The following is a 15,417-nucleotide window of genomic DNA, read 5'->3' as shown; positions in this document are numbered from 1 at the left end:
CCACCAAACGATTTGACGAGGCCCGCATGCCCGCACCCAAGCCGCCTGCCTTCGAAACCCTAAGCCTGCATGCCGGCCAGCGCCCGGACCCCGTCACCGGCGCCCGCGCGGTGCCGATCTACCAGACCACGTCCTACGTGTTCCAGGATTCCGACCACGCCGCCGCGCTGTTCAACCTCGAACGCGCCGGGCATATCTACACGCGGATTTCCAATCCGACGACCGCGGTGCTCGAAGAGCGGCTTGCGGCGCTGGAAGCCGGCGTCGGCGCGATCTGCACCGCGAGCGGCATGGCGGCGCTGCATCTGGCGATCGCCACCCTGCTCAATGCCGGCGACCATATCGTCGCCTCCTCCTCGCTCTATGGCGGCACCATCAATTTGCTGGCGCACACGCTGCCGCGCTTCGGCATCACGACGACGTTCGTCAAACCGCGCGAACTCGACGCGTTCCGCGATGCGATCAGGCCGAACACGAAGCTCGTTATCGGCGAGACCATCGGCAATCCCGGCCTCGAAGTGCTGGATATCCCTGATGTCGCGCAGATCGCGCATGACGCCAAGATCCCGCTACTGATTGACAACACCTTTGCCACGCCATTCCTGAGTCGGCCGATCGAGCTTGGCGCCGACATCGTGATGAACTCGGCGACCAAATGGATCGGCGGCCACGGCATCGCGATCGGCGGCGTCATCGTTGATGGCGGCCATTTTGATTGGCACGATTCCGGCAAGTTCCCGGTCCTGACCGAACCTTATGCCGGCTATCACGGCATCGTCTTCGACGAGCAGTTCGGCCAGGCCGCCTTCATCATGCGCGCCCGCACCGAGGGCCTGCGCGATTTCGGCGCCTGCCTGTCGCCGACCAACGCATTCCAGCTGCTGCAGGGCGTCGAGACGCTGGGCGTCCGCATGGAACGCCACATGACCAATACGCTCGCGGTGCTGGAATTCCTGAAATCCAACAAGGCGGTCGAGTGGGTGCTGCATCCTGCGCTGGAAGATCATCCGGACCATCAGCTCGCATTGCGGCTGCTGCCGAAGGGCGCCGGCTCGATCGTCAGTTTCGGCATCAAGGGCGGAAGGCCCGCGGGCAAGAAATTCATCGAGACGCTGCGCATGGTCAGCCACCTCGCCAATGTCGGTGACGCCAAGACATTGGTGATCCATCCGGCCAGCACCACCCATCAGCAGATGGACGCAGCGCAACTCAAGGCCGCCGGCGTCGGCGAGGAACTGGTGCGGCTATCGGTCGGCATTGAAGCCGTGGCTGACATCATCGACGATCTCGGCCAGGCGCTCCGCGCATCGCAGAAGGTGTGAGCCATGCAACTGTCAGTCAAAGGGTCCGATATTTTCGTTGCCACCGGCGGGCGTCCGTTCGATCCGTCCCTGCCCGCGGTGGTGATGCTGCACGGCGCGGGTTTTGATCATTCGACCTGGGCGCTGCACAGCCGCTGGTTCGCCCATCATGGCTATGCCGTGCTGGCGCCGGATCTGCCGGGCCATGGCCGCTCGTCCGGCAATGCCTTGCCGACCATCGCGGGCATGGCCGACTGGACCGCGGCGCTGCTCGATGCAGCAGGTGCGCCGAAGGCAAAACTGGTCGGGCATTCCATGGGATCGCTGATCGCGCTGGAAACCTCGGCGCGACATCCAGACAAGGTTTCTGGCCTGAGCCTCATCGGCACCGCGGCCACGATGACGGTCGGCCCCGACCTGCTCAAGGCCGCAGAGTTCAACAATCCCGATGCGATCGACATGGTCTCGATCTGGGGCCTTGGTTTCAAGGCCGAACTCGGCGGCAGTCTCGCGCCGGGATTATGGATGCATCAGGGCGCGCAGCGCGTGCTGCAGCAGACCCGCCCGGGCGTGCTCTACAACGATCTCAACGCCTGTAATTCTTACGAGGGCGCGCTCGCGGCAGCAGCGGCGGTCAAGGTGCCAGCGACGTTCATTCTCGGCGAGCGCGACATGATGACGCCCGCAAAAGCCGGCAAGACGCTGGCGGCGGCAACCCCGAACGCCCGCGTCGTGGTGCTGCCCGGCGCCGGCCACATGATGATGGCCGAAGCGCCGGATGAATTGCTGGCGGCGTTGAGGGGGTAAATTCTCTCTCCTCATCCTGAGGAGCGCGAAGCGCGTCTCGAAGGATGCAGGCCCGTCCTTGGCCGCATGGTTCGAGACGGCGCTACGCGCCTCCTCACCATGAGGGGCAGTACCTTCACTGCCGCGCCGCACGCTTGCGCTCTATCGGGTGAATATCCACCGCGCGCAACCTTCCCGTACGCAGCACGTCCATTTCCAGCTTGCGATCGATGCGGTCGCGGTCGAGCGCACGGATCAGGTCGTCGACGCCGTTGATCTCGACGCCATCCAGTTTGATCACGACATCACCCGGCAACAGGCCGGCCTGGGCCGCCGGGCTATCAGCCTCGATCTGCGCCAATAGCGCGCCCATTGTGTTGTCGACGCCGGCCACCACCGCATGCCGCCGCGGGATCGGGGCGGTCTGGCCGGACACGCCGATATAGGCGCGGCGGACATAGCCGTGGCGGATGATCTCCGACAGCACGAACTGCGCGGTGTTGCTGGCGACCGCAAAGCAGATGCCCTGCGCGCCCTGAATGATCGCGGTGTTGATCCCGATCACTTCCGCCGCCGACGACACCAGCGGCCCGCCGGAATTGCCGGGATTGAGCGCGGCGTCGGTCTGGATCACGTCCTCGATGGTCCGCCCGCTCACCGAGCGGATCGAACGTCCCAGCGCCGACACCACACCCGCGGTCACCGTCGATTCAAACCCTAAGGGGTTGCCGATCGCGACCACGAGCTGGCCGCGGCGCAGGCTTTTTGAGTTGCCGAGCGATGCATACGGCAGGTCACGTGCGCCGTCGGCCCGCAGCAAGGCAAGATCGGTGTCGGGATCGAGCCCGAGCACATGCGCGTCGGTGACGAAACCTTCGGTATCCCGCAACCGGATCTCTTTCGACGATCCGACAACATGGCTGTTGGTCAGCACCAGACCATCCGGCGAGATGACGATGCCCGAGCCGAGGCCACCGCGCTCGCGCGCGGTGCGGACTTTCGGGCCGGTTTCAACGCGCACGACGGCAGGGCCGACGCGTTCGGTCACGCCGATCACGGCGTTGGAATAGGCGTCCAGCAGCGCCTGGTCGTTGGCGGAGGCGTGTTCGGTCGCGCGCGATGACGATCCGTCATCGGCGCTATCTGTGGTAAAATCCAACATGGCCAAAATCCTTAGGCCAACTCAGATGGTTACGGGCATACGTCGCCGCAAGAGCCTCAACCAGGGCGCAAACCTGCCCCGCCGTTTAGGTAGCTCGCCGCAAGCTCGGGGGGCTGCTCTTGACCGGATCGAGCAGCGACCAGTCGCCCTGCTCCAGCGTGTAACCTTGCGGGAACGGCGCGCGGAGCTCCAGCCCGAGCGATCGCAGCACGCGATCGTCGCGGTAGTAGCATTGCAGCACGACGCGGACGAGGGTTGCGGCCGCAGCGCCACCCGATGCGCGGAACTCCTGCGCCACCGCATCGCGCCGCGCCGGATCGAGCTCGGCGAGCGGCTTGCCGGCAAGCCGCGCGAGATGGTCGAGCGCTTGCGCCACCAGCGCGGTGTCGCGCCCGAGCGTCGCCAGCATGTCGGCCTGGACAGCGGGGTCGTCCGCGCCGGGCACCTTGTACTCGTCGCTAGCGGGGACGATCATCGCTGCGACGATGCGGAGATCGTCGCGCTGGGCTGAGGTCAGTTCATTTGATACGGACATGGCGGCCTCAGTCGAAGAGATTGGCAAGACGTTGTTTCATCTGGTCGGCGACGTAGAGCGCGATCGCCTGGATGGTCGAGGTCGGGTTCACGCCGCCTGACGTCACAAACACACTGCCGTCGACGATGAAGAGATTCTTCACATCATGCGACCGGCCCCATTCGTTGACCACCGAGCGCGCCGGATCGGTACCCATCCGTGCGGTGCCGAGCAGATGCCAGCCGCCCCACGGGATCGGGTCGTTGATGCAAAGGTCGGTAGCACCCGCGGCTTCGAGAATCTCCTTACCCCGCGCCAGTCCGTGCGCCATCATCTTCCGGCTGTTTTCGCTGATCGTGTAGTCGATCTTCGGTGCGGGAATGCCATGACTATCCTTCAGCACGGGATCGAGCGTGACGCGGTTGTGTTCCTCGGGCAGATCCTCGCAAATCGCTGAGACTCCGAGCCGATGGCCGTTGAGCTTGCGGAAGACGCGGTGATGATCCGCGCCCCACGGCAAGATGCCCTTCTGCTCGCTCGCGACGGCCTCGAACACCGGCCCTGCGCCGCGGCCGAACTGGATTCCGTAGCCGCGGACGAAGCCGCGCGACAGATCGGTGTCGTAAAACTCCTTGCTCCAGAGGCAGGTCGGCGGCGCGCGGTTAGAGTCGGTCGGCTCCTTCACGAAGCCGTAGATCTGCGCATAGGGATGGAACATCAGGTTCTTGCCGACCAGGCCGGAAGAATTCGCAAGCCCGTTCGGGAAACGGCCCGAGACCGAATTCAGTAGCAGCCGCGGCGTGCCGACGCCGTTGCAGGCGATGATCACGACCTCGGCGGGCTGGAACTGCTCGACGCCATCCTTATCGTAGTAGACGACGCCCGACGCCATGCCGTGCTCGTTGGTCAGGATCTCGCGCACCCGGCAATGGGTTTTGAGTTCGACGCCGGCGCGGAGCGCGTGCGGCCAATAGGTGATGTCGGTCGACGCCTTGGCGCCTTGTGCGCAGGCCGGCGTGCAATGGCCGAGATTGATGCAGCGCGCCCTGCCCTCATAGTCCATCGTCGCGACCGTGGTGTCCGATGGCCACCAGTGCCAGCCGAGCTTGTTCATGGCCTTGCCGATCAGCGGGCCGGAGAGCCCGAGCGGCTGCGGCGGCATCGGCGGGTGCGTCAGCGGCGAACGCGGATCGCCGGATAGGCCCGAGACGCCCATCATGCGGTCGTTCTCTTCGAAGAACGGGGTGAGCGCGTCGTAATCGATCGGCCAGTCATCGGCGACGCCGTCGAGCGTCTTCACCTTGAAATCGGACGGATGCAGCCGCGGCCAATGCGCGGTGTACATGACCGTCGAGCCGCCGACGCCGTTGAAATTCACCACCTTGATTGGTGAGTTGTCGTCGTTGATCGGGTAGTCCTCGGGCCGGCCACGGACGTTCGGGCTGGTCGACCAGTCGCCGTAGAATTTTGCCTCCCAGTCGCGCCCGGTGCTCGGATAGTCCGAGGAATTCATCCAGCCGCCCTGGTCGAGGCAGAGAATGTGCATCTTGGTATCGGCCAGGCTCCAGGCGACGGCTGCGCCGGAAGCACCGGCGCCAATGATCAGGACGTCAACGGGATCGTTCTTCGTCATTCTTGGTCCTTGTTGTCGTGATTGCGAGGAGCGTAGCGACGAAGCAATCCATACTTTCTTTGCGCGGCGCGATGGATTGCTTCGCTGCGCTCGCAATGACGCTGATGGTTCAATTCACAATCCTTACCGGCAGCGAACGTATGCCGCGGATGAAATTCGAATAGAGCCGCTGCGGCGGACCGACCATCTCAAAACGAAGGTCCCTTGCCAACACTTCCTCCCAAAGAATGCGGATTTGCTGTTCGGCAAGCCGGTCGCCGACGCAGCGATGGATGCCGGCGCCGAAGGCGAGATGCTGCCGGGGTTTGGCGCGATCGACAATGAATTGGTCGGCGCGATCGATCTTTTCCTCGTCGCGATTGCCGGAGATATACCACATCACGACCTTGTCGCCTTTTGCAATTCGGCGGCCGGCCAATTCCACATCATTGCGCGCGGTGCGGCGCATATGCAGTACCGGTGTGTGGTAGCGGATGGATTCGGAAACGAGGTTGGGAATCAACTCGCGCCGGCTGCGCACCAGCTCGAACTGCTCGGGGTTTTCGACCAGCGCCATCAGCCCGCCGGTCATTGAATTGCGCGTGGTGTCGTTGCCGCCGACGATCAGAAGCGCAATCGTCCCGATGAATTCGCGTGCCTGCAGATTCTGGGTCGCTGGCGAGTGCGCCAGCATCGAGATCAGATCGAAGGTTGGCGCCGCGTTCGCGCGGGCATCCCATAATCTGCGAAAATATTCCCCCATTTTGGTGAGTTCGGCGATGCGTTCTTCCGCCGAATGCACGACGGCGTCTGATGCTTCGACATTGGCGATCGCGACATCGGACCACCAGGTCAGCCTCTCGCGGTCCTCCCAGGGAAAATCGAACAGCGTCGCGAGCATCATGTTGGTAAGATCGGTCGAGACCCGCGCCACCCAGTCAAACGTCTCGTTGCGCGGCAGCGCATCGAGCACGTCCGAGGTGCGCTTGCGGATCAGCGCCTCGAGGTTGGCGAGGTTGGACGGCGCCACGATGGGAGCAACGGTGCGGCGATGCGCGGTATGGCCCGGCGGGTCCATCCGGATAAAGTTGGCAAACTCCTGCCCGAGTGGCTGATCTGTGATCTGGATACCGCCGAGTTCCGAGCTCGACGAATAGTTGTCGTGGTCGAGTTCGACGGTAAAAATGTCGTCGTAGCGCGTTACCGACCAATACGGCCCGAACGGTGAGGCCTCGCAATAATGCACGGGATCGTCGCGGCGCAGCTGGGCGAACAGCGGCCGCCAATTGTCGTCCTGATACAAATGGGGATCGCTGACGTCGATCGAGGCCAGCTTGCGCAGCGCCTGGGCCATCGTTTCCCTCCCCCGTTTCCGTCGCCGCTTGCCGGGCGCTCCTGCCTTCGACGATAGGGGCAGACATGGCCATGAGTAAAGGCACGAGAGGCCGTCCGGCGGCAAACCTGCAACCCTGCCACGCGTCCAGGCGGGGTTTGTCCACCGGCGCAAGAACGGATAGTTTTGGGTCCAAGGACAAGCATTGAGAACAGACTTGGGAGCAACGCCGATTCCGGATCTTGACGTCATCATCATCGGCGCCGGCCTTTCCGGCATGTACCAACTCTACCGGCTGCGCGAACTGGGCTTGCGCGTGCGCGTATTCGAGGCGGGCACCGATGTCGGCGGTACCTGGTACTGGAACCGTTATCCCGGCGCACGCTTCGATTCCGAGAGTTATTCCTATGGCTATTCCTTCTCCAAGGAGTTGCTGCAGGAGTGGGACTGGTCCGAGCATTTTGCAGGCCAGCCGGAAACATTGCGCTACTGCAACTATGTCGCCGACAAGTTCGATCTGCGCCGGGACATCCAGTTCGAAAGCCGCGTCAAGGCCGCCCATTACGAGGAGGAAAGCCGGAGCTGGACGATTGCGCTGGAAGACGGCAGCCGGTTCAACTCCCGCTTCCTGATTACGGCGATCGGGCCGCTCTCGACGCCTACGCTGCCGCGAATCGAAGGACTTGGCGATTTCAAGGGTGCATCGTTCCACACCGCCCGCTGGCCCAAGGAGCCGGTGGATTTCACCGGCAAGCGCGTCGCGGTCATCGGCACCGGCGCCACCGGCATCCAGACCATCCAGACCATCGCCAGCCAGGTCGGACATCTGACGGTGTTCCAGCGAACGGCGAATTGGGCCGCGCCGCTGCACAACGGCAAGATCGACGCCGAGACGCAGAAGAAGATCAAGGCCGGCTATCCCGAGATATTTGCCCGTTGCCAGGAGACGTTTGCCTGCTTCGTCCACACGCCTGATACGCGCGGCGCGTTCGAGGTATCCGACGAGGAGCGCGAAGCCACCTACGAGCGGCTCTATGGCGAGCGCGGTTTTGGCATCTGGCAAGGCAATTTCAAGGACATCCTGATCGACCGCAAGGCCAACGCGACGATAAGCGATTTCGTGGCGCGGAAAATCCGCCAGCGGGTGAAAAACCCTGATGTCGCCGAGAAGCTGATTCCGAAGAACCATGGGTTCGGCACGCGGCGGCTGCCGCTGGAGACGTTTTATTTCGAGGTCTACAATCAGGACAATGTCGAACTGGTCGACATCAAGGAGACACCGATCGAGCGGATCACGCCAGCGGGCATCAAGACCAGCGCGAAGGAATTCGAGTTCGACATCATCATCTATGCGACCGGCTTCGACGCGCTCACCGGCAGCTTCGACAAGATCGACTTCCGCGGCGTCAATGACGCGCGGCTGAAGGAAAAATGGAAGCACGGGCCGCAGACTTACCTGGGCATCATGGTCCACGAATTCCCCAACATGATGATGCTGATGGGGCCGCACACCGCGCTCGGCAACATTCCGCGCAGCATCGAATACAGCGTCGATTGGGTGACCGGGCTGGTACGCTTTGCGTACGACAACAATCTGACACGACTGGAAGCGACCACCGCCGGCGTGCAGTCATGGACCGATCACGTCAAGGCGCTCGGCGTCGGGCTGTTGTCCAACGAGATCGATTCCTGGATGACCGGCATCAACTCCAATGTCGAAGGCAAGCAAACCCGCATCATCGCCCGCTACAGCGGCAGCGCCCCGGCCTATCGCGCACGATGCGATGAGGTGGCAGCGAAGGAATATGATGAACTGCGGCTGGGGTAGATTTCAATGTCGTCCCGGCGAAGGCCGGGACCCATACGCCGCGGCGCCAGTTGTTTTTCGCACGCTGTTCGACGGCCTCGCTTCAACAATAGATGACCGGGGTTATGGGTCCCGGCTCAAGGCCGGGACGACGTGGATGGATTCGCGTCCTCACCACGCATCGATGCACGGCCGCTTGCGGCCGCTGCGCTGTTCCGGCTTCGGCACCGACCTGAGCCCCGACATGATCCAATGCCTGGTATCCGCGGGATCGATGACCTCGTCGATCTCCAGCACCGAAGCGATCGAGACCGCCTTGCCGTTGGCGTAGAGCTCGGCGACCTTGGCCTTGTAGTATTTCTCGCGCTCCTCGGGATCGGCGATCGCTTCCATTTCCTTGCGGAAACCGAGCCGGACGTAGCCTTCGAGACCCATGCCGCCGAATTCGCCGGTCGGCCACGCCACCGTGAAGAACGAGGCATGAAAGCCGCCGCCGATCATGGCTTGCGCGCCGAGGCCATAACCCTTGCGCAGCACGATGCCGAACAACGGCACCGTGAGGCTGGCACCGGTCACGAACATCCGCGCCACGTGGCGCACGATCGCGGTTTTTTCGGCTTCGGGCCCGACCATGAAGCCCGGCGTATCGCACAGCGAAACGATCGGAATGTCGAAGGCATCGCACAATTGCAGGAAGCGCGCCGCCTTGTCACCGGCCGCAGCGTCGATGGCGCCGCCAAGATGCTTTGGATTGTTGGCGATCAGCCCGAACGGCTTGCCTTCGATGCGGATGAACGCCGTGATCATGCCGACGCCGAAATCGCGGCGGATTTCCAGCACCGATCCCTCGTCGGCGAGAAGGTCGATGACGGTCCGGATGTCATAGACCCTCAGCCGGTTCTCCGGGATCGCGCGCCGCAGCAGCCGCTGGTCCGGCGCTTTCCAGTCCGACACCGCCCCCTGGAAGTACGACAGATATTTTTGCGCGGCGGAGGTTGCTTCCGCTTCGTCCTCGACCAGGATGTCGATCACGCCGTTCGGCGCCTGGAACGACACCGGGCCGACTTCGGCCGGATGATAGACGCCAAGCCCGCCACCTTCGATCATCGCCGGCCCGCCCATGCCGATCGAGGCATTCTTGGTCGCGATGATCACGTCGCAACAGCCGAGCATCGCGGCATTGCCAGCGAAGCAATAGCCGGAGACGACGCCGATGACCGGCACCAATCCCGACAGTTTTGCAAATTGCACGAAGGACGGCCCGTCGAGACCGGTCATGCCGAGCCGGTCGGTATCGCCGGGACGGCCGCCCCCGCCTTCCGCGTAAAACACCAGCGGCATCCGCCATTGTTCGGCGAGCCCCAGCATGCGGTCGATCTTCTTGTGGTTCATATGGCCCTGGGTGCCCGCCAGCACGGTGTAATCATAGGAGATCACCATGCAGCGCGCGCCTTCCGCGCCGAATTTTTCCGCGTTCACGGTCGCGACGCCAGAGATCAGGCCGTCAGCCGGCGTGTTCTGGATGAGGTCGTCGACCTTGCGCCGCCGCCGCTGCGCCGCGATCGCGAGCGAGCCATATTCGACAAAGGACCCTTCATCGACGAGCTGCGCGAGGTTTTCGCGCGCCGTGCGCTGGTTGGTCTTGCGCCGGCGCTCGACCGAGGCCGGCCGGTTCTCATCGAGCGTAATGGCGTGGCGCGCGATCAATTCGGCAAGGTCCGGTCGGATATGGTCGAGATCAACATCCTCTTCCTCCGCCACATCGTGGGCATCGATCTCGGCCGGTTCGAGAAACAGGATGGCCTCATCCTGCATCAGCGTGACGCCGGCTTCCGCAGCGATCCTGGTCACCTTGCCGCCATGCGGCGCGGTCACCAGATGCTCCATCTTCATGGATTCGAGCACGGCAATTTGCTGGCCCGGACGGACGAGATCGCCTTCCCTGACCTCGATCGCCACGATCGTGCCCTGCAGCGGCGCCGGCACCGGGACGGAGCCGGCGGGACCGGCTGACCCGGCCGAGGTTTCACGGGCCTCGGGAATGGTCACGGCAGCGCCCGCCTCCAGCAGCTCCGGCGCCGAAAGATCGTTCGCCGAGTGCACCAATGCAGCGACATGCGTATCGATAAAGCCGGTATTGATCCGGTTGGCGACGAAATCCGGATGCGCCAGCACCGCCCCGAGGAACGGAATATTGGTCGCGACGCCGCCGATGCGGAATTCACGCAACGTGCGCGTGGCCTTCTGCACCACATCGGCCCAGTTCGGGCCGGTCGCGCGCACGATGACCTTGGCGAGCAGCGAGTCGAAGGCGGCGCTGGTCTTGTAGCCGGAATAGCCGAACGTATCGACGCGCACGCCAGGCCCGGCCGGCAGATCAAACATGGAGAGCGTGCCGCCGGTCGGCTTGGTGACGCCGTGCTCGTCCATCACCTCCATGTTGACGCGAAGCTGCATCGCATAGCCGCGCGGTTTTGGAATATAGGCCTGCGCGAGGCCGAGCGAGCCCAGCGTGGCGCCGCCGGCGACCGCGAGCTGAGCCTGCACCAGATCGACGCCGAGCACCTCCTCGGTTACGGTGTGCTCGACCTGAAGCCGCGGATTGGCTTCGATGAAGGCGAAAGCCTCCGCATCGCCTTTGGCGTCGCCATCGACCAGGAATTCGAAGGTGCCGAGATTGTCGTAGTTTGCGGCGCCGGCGAGTTCCCGGGCCGCGTCAATGATCCGCGTGCGCAGACTGTTGCTCAGCGAGGGGCTCGGCGCCACCTCGATCAGCTTCTGGTTCCGGCGCTGGATCGTGCATTCGCGTTCCCACAAATGGCTGATCGCACCATGGTGGTCGCCGATGATCTGCACTTCGATATGGCGGGCGTTGCGAATCAGACGCTCGACATAGACGCCGTCGCTGCCAAAGGCCGCCTTGGCCTCGGACTGGCAGCGCACATAGGCTTCTTCCAGCTTTGCCGCATCGTCCACGATCCGCATGCCGCGCCCGCCGCCGCCGGCGATGGCCTTGATCATGACGGCGGCGCCGGAGCCCAGCGAGGCGAAGAAGTCCTTGGCCTCGTCGAGCGTCGTCGGGCCGCTGGTACCCTTGATGATGGGCACGCCTGTCTCTTTTGCCAGCGCCTTGGCCTTGGCCTTGTCGCCGAACAGGTCCAGCGCCGCCGGCGACGGGCCGACGAAGGTGATGCCCTCTTCCGCGCAACGCCGGGCGAGCAAGGTGTTTTCGCTTAGAAAGCCGTAACCGGGATGCAGTGCATCGCAGCCGGTGGCCTTGGCGGCGGCCACGACCGCCTCGATGTCCAGATAGGCCCGCGCGCCCCGCCCCGGGATTTCATGCGCCGCGTCAGCGGAGCGGACATGCAACGACAGCGCGTCGTCGGCGGGGTAGATCGCGACGGTGGCAAGGCTGGTCTCGCCCGCGGCCCGCGCGATACGAATGGCAATCTCGCCGCGGTTGGCGATCAGGAGCTTGTTGAAGGGCATAAGAAATGTCCGCAATAGGATTATCGATCCTTCATGGTCGGATCGAGCACGATACGCAAGGACTCTCCCAGCGCATTGAATGCCAACGAGACCACCAGAATGGCAAGCCCCGGCGCATACATCTGCTCCGGCGCGATTTCCATATACTGATAGGCGCGGGCCAGCATGGCGCCCCAGCTCGGGTTTGGCGGCTGGATGCCGAGCCCGAGGAAGCTGAGGCTGGCTTCCGCCAGTAGCGCCGCCGCCAGCAGCAGCGTGACCTGCACGATCACCGGCTGCAGGGCATTCGGCAGCACATGCTTCCACAGGATATGCCAGGCCGGCGCCCCAAAACACCTGGAGGCGTCGACATAGAGCTCCTGCCGGACAATCAGCGTCCGCGCCCGGACGATTCGGGCCAGCGCCGGGAACATCACGATGCCCACGGCAATCATTCCGTTGGTAAGGCCGATGCCGAGCGCACCGGTGACCGCAATCGCGAGCACGATCGCCGGGAACGACAGGAACGTATCGATGATCCGGCTGATGATGTCGTCGGTCCAGCCGCCGAAGAACCCGGCGGCCAGGCCGACCGGCAGGCCGATCGCGACCGCCACGCTGACCGCGAGCAGGCTGGCATAGACGGTTGCCGGCGCGCCATAGATCAGCCGGCTGAAGATATCGCGGCCGAGATCGTCGGTACCGAGCAGATGCCCGGGCCCCGGTGCGGCCAGCATGTTGTTGGCGTCCTGCGCGGTCGGCAGATAGGGCGCGATCCAGGGCGCGCCGATCGCGACAACCACCAGCAGCAACAGCACCAGGATAGCCAGCGCGGCGCGCAGATCGCCCGCCAGCCAGCGGAAAAACCGCCGCAGCCGGCTCGGCTGGTCCAGTCGCTTGGGGGTTTCGAGCGCCAAATCCGTCATTGTTCGATCCGGGGATCAACGGCCGCGCACAGCAAATCCGCGATCAGGTTCACCAGAATGACTACGATCACCATCGTAAACACCACGCCCTGCACGATCGGAAAATCACGCTGGATGGCGCCGCGCACGATCAGGCTGCCGAGGCCGGGAATCGCGAACACGGCTTCGATCACGACGGTCGCCGCCAGCATGCGGTTGACCAGGATGCTGATGATCGTGAACAGATTGACGCTGACATTCTTCAGCCCGTGCTGCCACAGGATCCGCGTCATCGACAGGCCCTTGGCGTGCAGGGTGCGCACATATTGCGACGACAGCACTTCCAGCAGCGATCCCCGCAACTGCCGCGCCACCTCGGCCATGCCGTAGGCGGCAATCGCAATACCCGGCAGCAGGGCATGCCGGATCGCCTCGATGGGCGAAACGCTGAAAGATTTCGCGCCGGTCGCAGGCAGCCAGTTCAGCTTCAGCGAAATCTCGGCGACCAGAATCATCGCCAGCCAAAAGCCGGGTATAGCGACCCCGAGCGAGGCTATCATGCTGACCGTCTTGTCGACCCAACCATCGGGCTTGATCGCCGCAATCACCCCCATTGGAATTCCCGTGACCAGCGCCAGCACCAGCGCGATCGCCACAATCAGAAGCGTGTTGGGAAAGGCCCGCGAGATCGAGGTCGCGACCTTCTCGCCCGTCAGCAGCGATTGCGAGAGATCCCCTTGCACGACATTCGCCAGCCACGCGCCGTACTGGACCAGGAACGGCCGGTCGAGGCCGTAGATTTTTCGGATCTCGGTGATGCGGGCGTCGGTGGCGTTGTCGCCGGCCAGCGTCACCGCGATGTCGCCGGGCACCAGTTTGAGCAGCGCGAACACCATGAAGGTCGCGAGCAGGATCACGGGCAGCGCCTGCAGCAGGCGGCCGCCGATGACCCTTGTCGGACTTCGTCGCGCCATACCGTTAGCTCTCCAGCCAGACGTCGTCGTATTTCGGCTTGCCCAGCAAGTTCGGCCTGTAGCCCTGCACCTTCTTGTTCATGGCGACCAATTCGAACTGGAACGCGAGCGGCGCCACGAAGGCGTTTTCCATCACCAAACGCTGCACGGTCGCGAACGCCTTGCGGCGCAGCTCGATGTCTTCCGACGCCCGCGACTCCTTGATCGCGGCCTCGAGCTCCGGCGGCACCGCGCCCCGGCCGCCATTGTAATAGGCGTCCTTGGTGAACATCAGCGAATAGGTCAGGCTCGGATCGGGCCGCCCGGTCCACGCCGCGAGAATGCCGGAGCCGCGCTTCTCGGCGCCGAAGAACGCGGCAGAGGCCTCCGCGATCGGTGCGTTCAAGAAGCGCACATTCATGCCCGCTTTGCGGAACTGTTCGATCAGGATTTCCTGGCGCTGCACCGAATCCTGATCGGGATAGCCGACCAGCTCGATCGGCAAGCCATCCTTGAAACCGGCTTCAGTGAGCAGCTTCTTCGCCTTGTCGGGATCGTAAGGATAAAGCCCGGCGACGGACTTGTCGTAGGCCCAATGCGCCTTCGGCAGGTTCATGTAAGCGGGCTCGGCCAGGCCTGCGAGCGCCGCCTTGACGAAGGTCTCGCGGTCGATCGCGAAGTTGAAGGCCTGGCGCACCTTGATATTGTCGAACGGCGGTTTCGCCCAGTTCAGGAAAATCTGGAACACGTAGAGCGTCGGCCCGTTGAAGATCTTGATGCTGCTGGCGCGCTCCACGATCGCCTTCTGCCGCGGCGGAAGCTGGTACATCAGATCGTTCTGGCCGGCGGTGACCGAGCGTGATCCGGTCGTCAGTTCCGGAATGATCGAGAACTCGATTCCGTCGGGATAAGGACGGTTCGGCTTCCAGTATTTCTCGTTGCGCTTGATGACGATCTTCTCGCCGTCCGCCCAGCTGACGAAGGCATAGGCGCCGGCGCCGACTGGCGTGCGCGCGACGTTGCCAGCCGCGCTGGCCTTGACCGCGGCCGGCGACACCATCATGCCGGCGCGGTCGGAGAGAATACCGGGCAATGCTGCGTCGGGTGTGCTCAGCTTCAACGTGACTTGCAACGGACCGGTCACCGCAGCCGATTCCATCGCAGCAAGGTCAGCCTTGATATTGGATTTCGGATCGCTCTTGTTGCGCTCCAGGTTGAACTTGACGGCCTCGGCATCCAGCGGCGTGCCATCGTGGAAGATCACGCCGGAGCGGATGTTGAGCACCAGCGTGGTCGGGTCCGAAAAACTCCAGCTCTCGGCGAGGCCGGGCTTCGGCTTCAGCGTTTCAAAATCCCATTCGGTCAGCGTGTCATACATCGTGAACAGGAACGCGTGGTCCGAACCGGCGCCGCCGGTTGCGGGGTCAAGGCTCGACGGATTGGCGGGCGCCGAGATGCGCAGGATCCCGCCGCGCTTCGGCGCGCCTTGCGCAAATGCAGGGCCGCCGAGGGTTGCACCAGCCAGCGCGCCCGATATCAGCGCCATTACCTCGCGTCGCGTCGTCTGTGTCATGGC

11 protein-coding genes are annotated in these 15,417 nt (G+C 63.8%); 3 read left to right on the top strand and 8 right to left on the bottom strand.

What is annotated here, in order from left to right:
* Positions 1 to 26: 26 nt before the first annotated feature.
* Together ABIE49_RS32565 and ABIE49_RS32560 are read left to right on the top strand one after the other, a co-directional pair.
* A complete protein-coding gene (locus tag ABIE49_RS32565; RefSeq protein ID WP_192734886.1) occupies positions 27 to 1,322 on the top strand; it encodes an O-acetylhomoserine aminocarboxypropyltransferase in 1,296 nt (431 codons plus the stop codon).
* A 3-nt stretch (positions 1,323 to 1,325) separates the two neighbouring features.
* Positions 1,326 to 2,108, top strand: coding sequence for an alpha/beta fold hydrolase (locus ABIE49_RS32560; RefSeq protein WP_192734887.1), 783 nt, complete (start codon positions 1,326 to 1,328; stop codon positions 2,106 to 2,108).
* Between the two features lie 115 nt (positions 2,109 to 2,223).
* Here the strand turns inward: ABIE49_RS32560 and ABIE49_RS32555 are convergent, their stop codons facing one another.
* The 4 genes from ABIE49_RS32555 to ABIE49_RS32540 form a co-directional block, all read right to left on the bottom strand.
* Positions 2,224 to 3,249: a S1C family serine protease gene (locus ABIE49_RS32555; RefSeq protein WP_192734888.1), complete on the bottom strand. Its 1,026-nt coding sequence runs from the start codon at positions 3,247 to 3,249 to the stop codon at positions 2,224 to 2,226.
* Positions 3,250 to 3,334: 85 nt separating this feature from the next.
* Positions 3,335 to 3,784, bottom strand: a complete 450-nt coding sequence (locus ABIE49_RS32550; protein WP_192734889.1) for a gluconate 2-dehydrogenase subunit 3 family protein — start codon at positions 3,782 to 3,784, stop codon at positions 3,335 to 3,337.
* 7 nt (positions 3,785 to 3,791) lie between these two features.
* Entirely contained in the window at positions 3,792 to 5,396 is a 1,605-nt protein-coding gene (locus ABIE49_RS32545; RefSeq protein WP_192734890.1) for a GMC family oxidoreductase, read from the bottom strand.
* A gap of 109 nt (positions 5,397 to 5,505) precedes the next feature.
* Positions 5,506 to 6,729: a cytochrome P450 gene (locus tag ABIE49_RS32540; protein WP_192734891.1), complete on the bottom strand. Its 1,224-nt coding sequence runs from the start codon at positions 6,727 to 6,729 to the stop codon at positions 5,506 to 5,508.
* 196 nt (positions 6,730 to 6,925) lie between these two features.
* Here ABIE49_RS32540 and ABIE49_RS32535 point away from each other — a divergent pair, with 196 nt between their 5' ends.
* Positions 6,926 to 8,536, top strand: coding sequence for a flavin-containing monooxygenase (locus ABIE49_RS32535; protein WP_354067107.1), 1,611 nt, complete (start codon positions 6,926 to 6,928; stop codon positions 8,534 to 8,536).
* Positions 8,537 to 8,686: 150 nt separating this feature from the next.
* Here ABIE49_RS32535 and ABIE49_RS32530 read toward each other — a convergent pair whose 3' ends face one another.
* Genes ABIE49_RS32530 through ABIE49_RS32515 form a run of 4 tightly spaced genes read right to left on the bottom strand, consistent with a single transcriptional unit; the run spans position 8,687 to position 15,414 of the window.
* Complete coding sequence (locus tag ABIE49_RS32530; RefSeq protein WP_192734892.1) at positions 8,687 to 12,004, bottom strand: carboxyl transferase domain-containing protein; 3,318 nt, start codon at positions 12,002 to 12,004, stop codon at positions 8,687 to 8,689.
* A gap of 20 nt (positions 12,005 to 12,024) precedes the next feature.
* Positions 12,025 to 12,909 carry an ABC transporter permease gene (locus ABIE49_RS32525; protein ID WP_192734893.1) on the bottom strand — a complete coding sequence of 295 codons (885 nt, stop codon included), beginning with the start codon at positions 12,907 to 12,909 and terminating at the stop codon, positions 12,025 to 12,027.
* The gene (locus ABIE49_RS32520) at positions 12,906 to 13,862 is read right to left on the bottom strand and encodes an ABC transporter permease (RefSeq protein WP_192734894.1); all 957 of its coding nucleotides are present in this window, start codon (positions 13,860 to 13,862) and stop codon (positions 12,906 to 12,908) included. The genes ABIE49_RS32525 and ABIE49_RS32520 overlap by 4 nt, the downstream gene beginning before the upstream one ends.
* A gap of 4 nt (positions 13,863 to 13,866) precedes the next feature.
* Entirely contained in the window at positions 13,867 to 15,414 is a 1,548-nt protein-coding gene (locus ABIE49_RS32515; protein WP_192734895.1) for an ABC transporter substrate-binding protein, read from the bottom strand.
* Between the last annotated feature and the right edge of the window lie 3 nt (positions 15,415 to 15,417).

Source organism: Bradyrhizobium sp. OAE829 (assembly GCF_040546575.1).
GTDB lineage: Bacteria > Pseudomonadota > Alphaproteobacteria > Rhizobiales > Xanthobacteraceae > Bradyrhizobium.
The sequence above is the reverse complement of the archived record's forward strand: the minus strand, read 5'-3'. Positions and strand labels throughout refer to the sequence as shown.

Excerpts from the sequence above, each read along its gene's own strand:
- ABIE49_RS32560 (WP_192734887.1), top strand. The coding sequence starts at position 1,326 with ATGCAACTGTCAGTCAAAGGGTCCGATATTTTCGTTGCCACCGGCGGG.
- ABIE49_RS32565 (WP_192734886.1), top strand. The coding sequence starts at position 27 with ATGCCCGCACCCAAGCCGCCTGCCTTCGAAACCCTAAGCCTGCATGCC.
- ABIE49_RS32525 (WP_192734893.1), bottom strand. The coding sequence starts at position 12,909 with ATGACGGATTTGGCGCTCGAAACCCCCAAGCGACTGGACCAGCCGAGC.
- ABIE49_RS32520 (WP_192734894.1), bottom strand. The coding sequence starts at position 13,862 with ATGGCGCGACGAAGTCCGACAAGGGTCATCGGCGGCCGCCTGCTGCAG.
- ABIE49_RS32515 (WP_192734895.1), bottom strand. The coding sequence starts at position 15,414 with ATGACACAGACGACGCGACGCGAGGTAATGGCGCTGATATCGGGCGCG.
- ABIE49_RS32550 (WP_192734889.1), bottom strand. The coding sequence starts at position 3,784 with ATGTCCGTATCAAATGAACTGACCTCAGCCCAGCGCGACGATCTCCGC.
- ABIE49_RS32545 (WP_192734890.1), bottom strand. The coding sequence starts at position 5,396 with ATGACGAAGAACGATCCCGTTGACGTCCTGATCATTGGCGCCGGTGCT.
- ABIE49_RS32555 (WP_192734888.1), bottom strand. The coding sequence starts at position 3,249 with ATGTTGGATTTTACCACAGATAGCGCCGATGACGGATCGTCATCGCGC.
- ABIE49_RS32540 (WP_192734891.1), bottom strand. The coding sequence starts at position 6,729 with ATGGCCCAGGCGCTGCGCAAGCTGGCCTCGATCGACGTCAGCGATCCC.
- ABIE49_RS32530 (WP_192734892.1), bottom strand. The coding sequence starts at position 12,004 with ATGCCCTTCAACAAGCTCCTGATCGCCAACCGCGGCGAGATTGCCATT.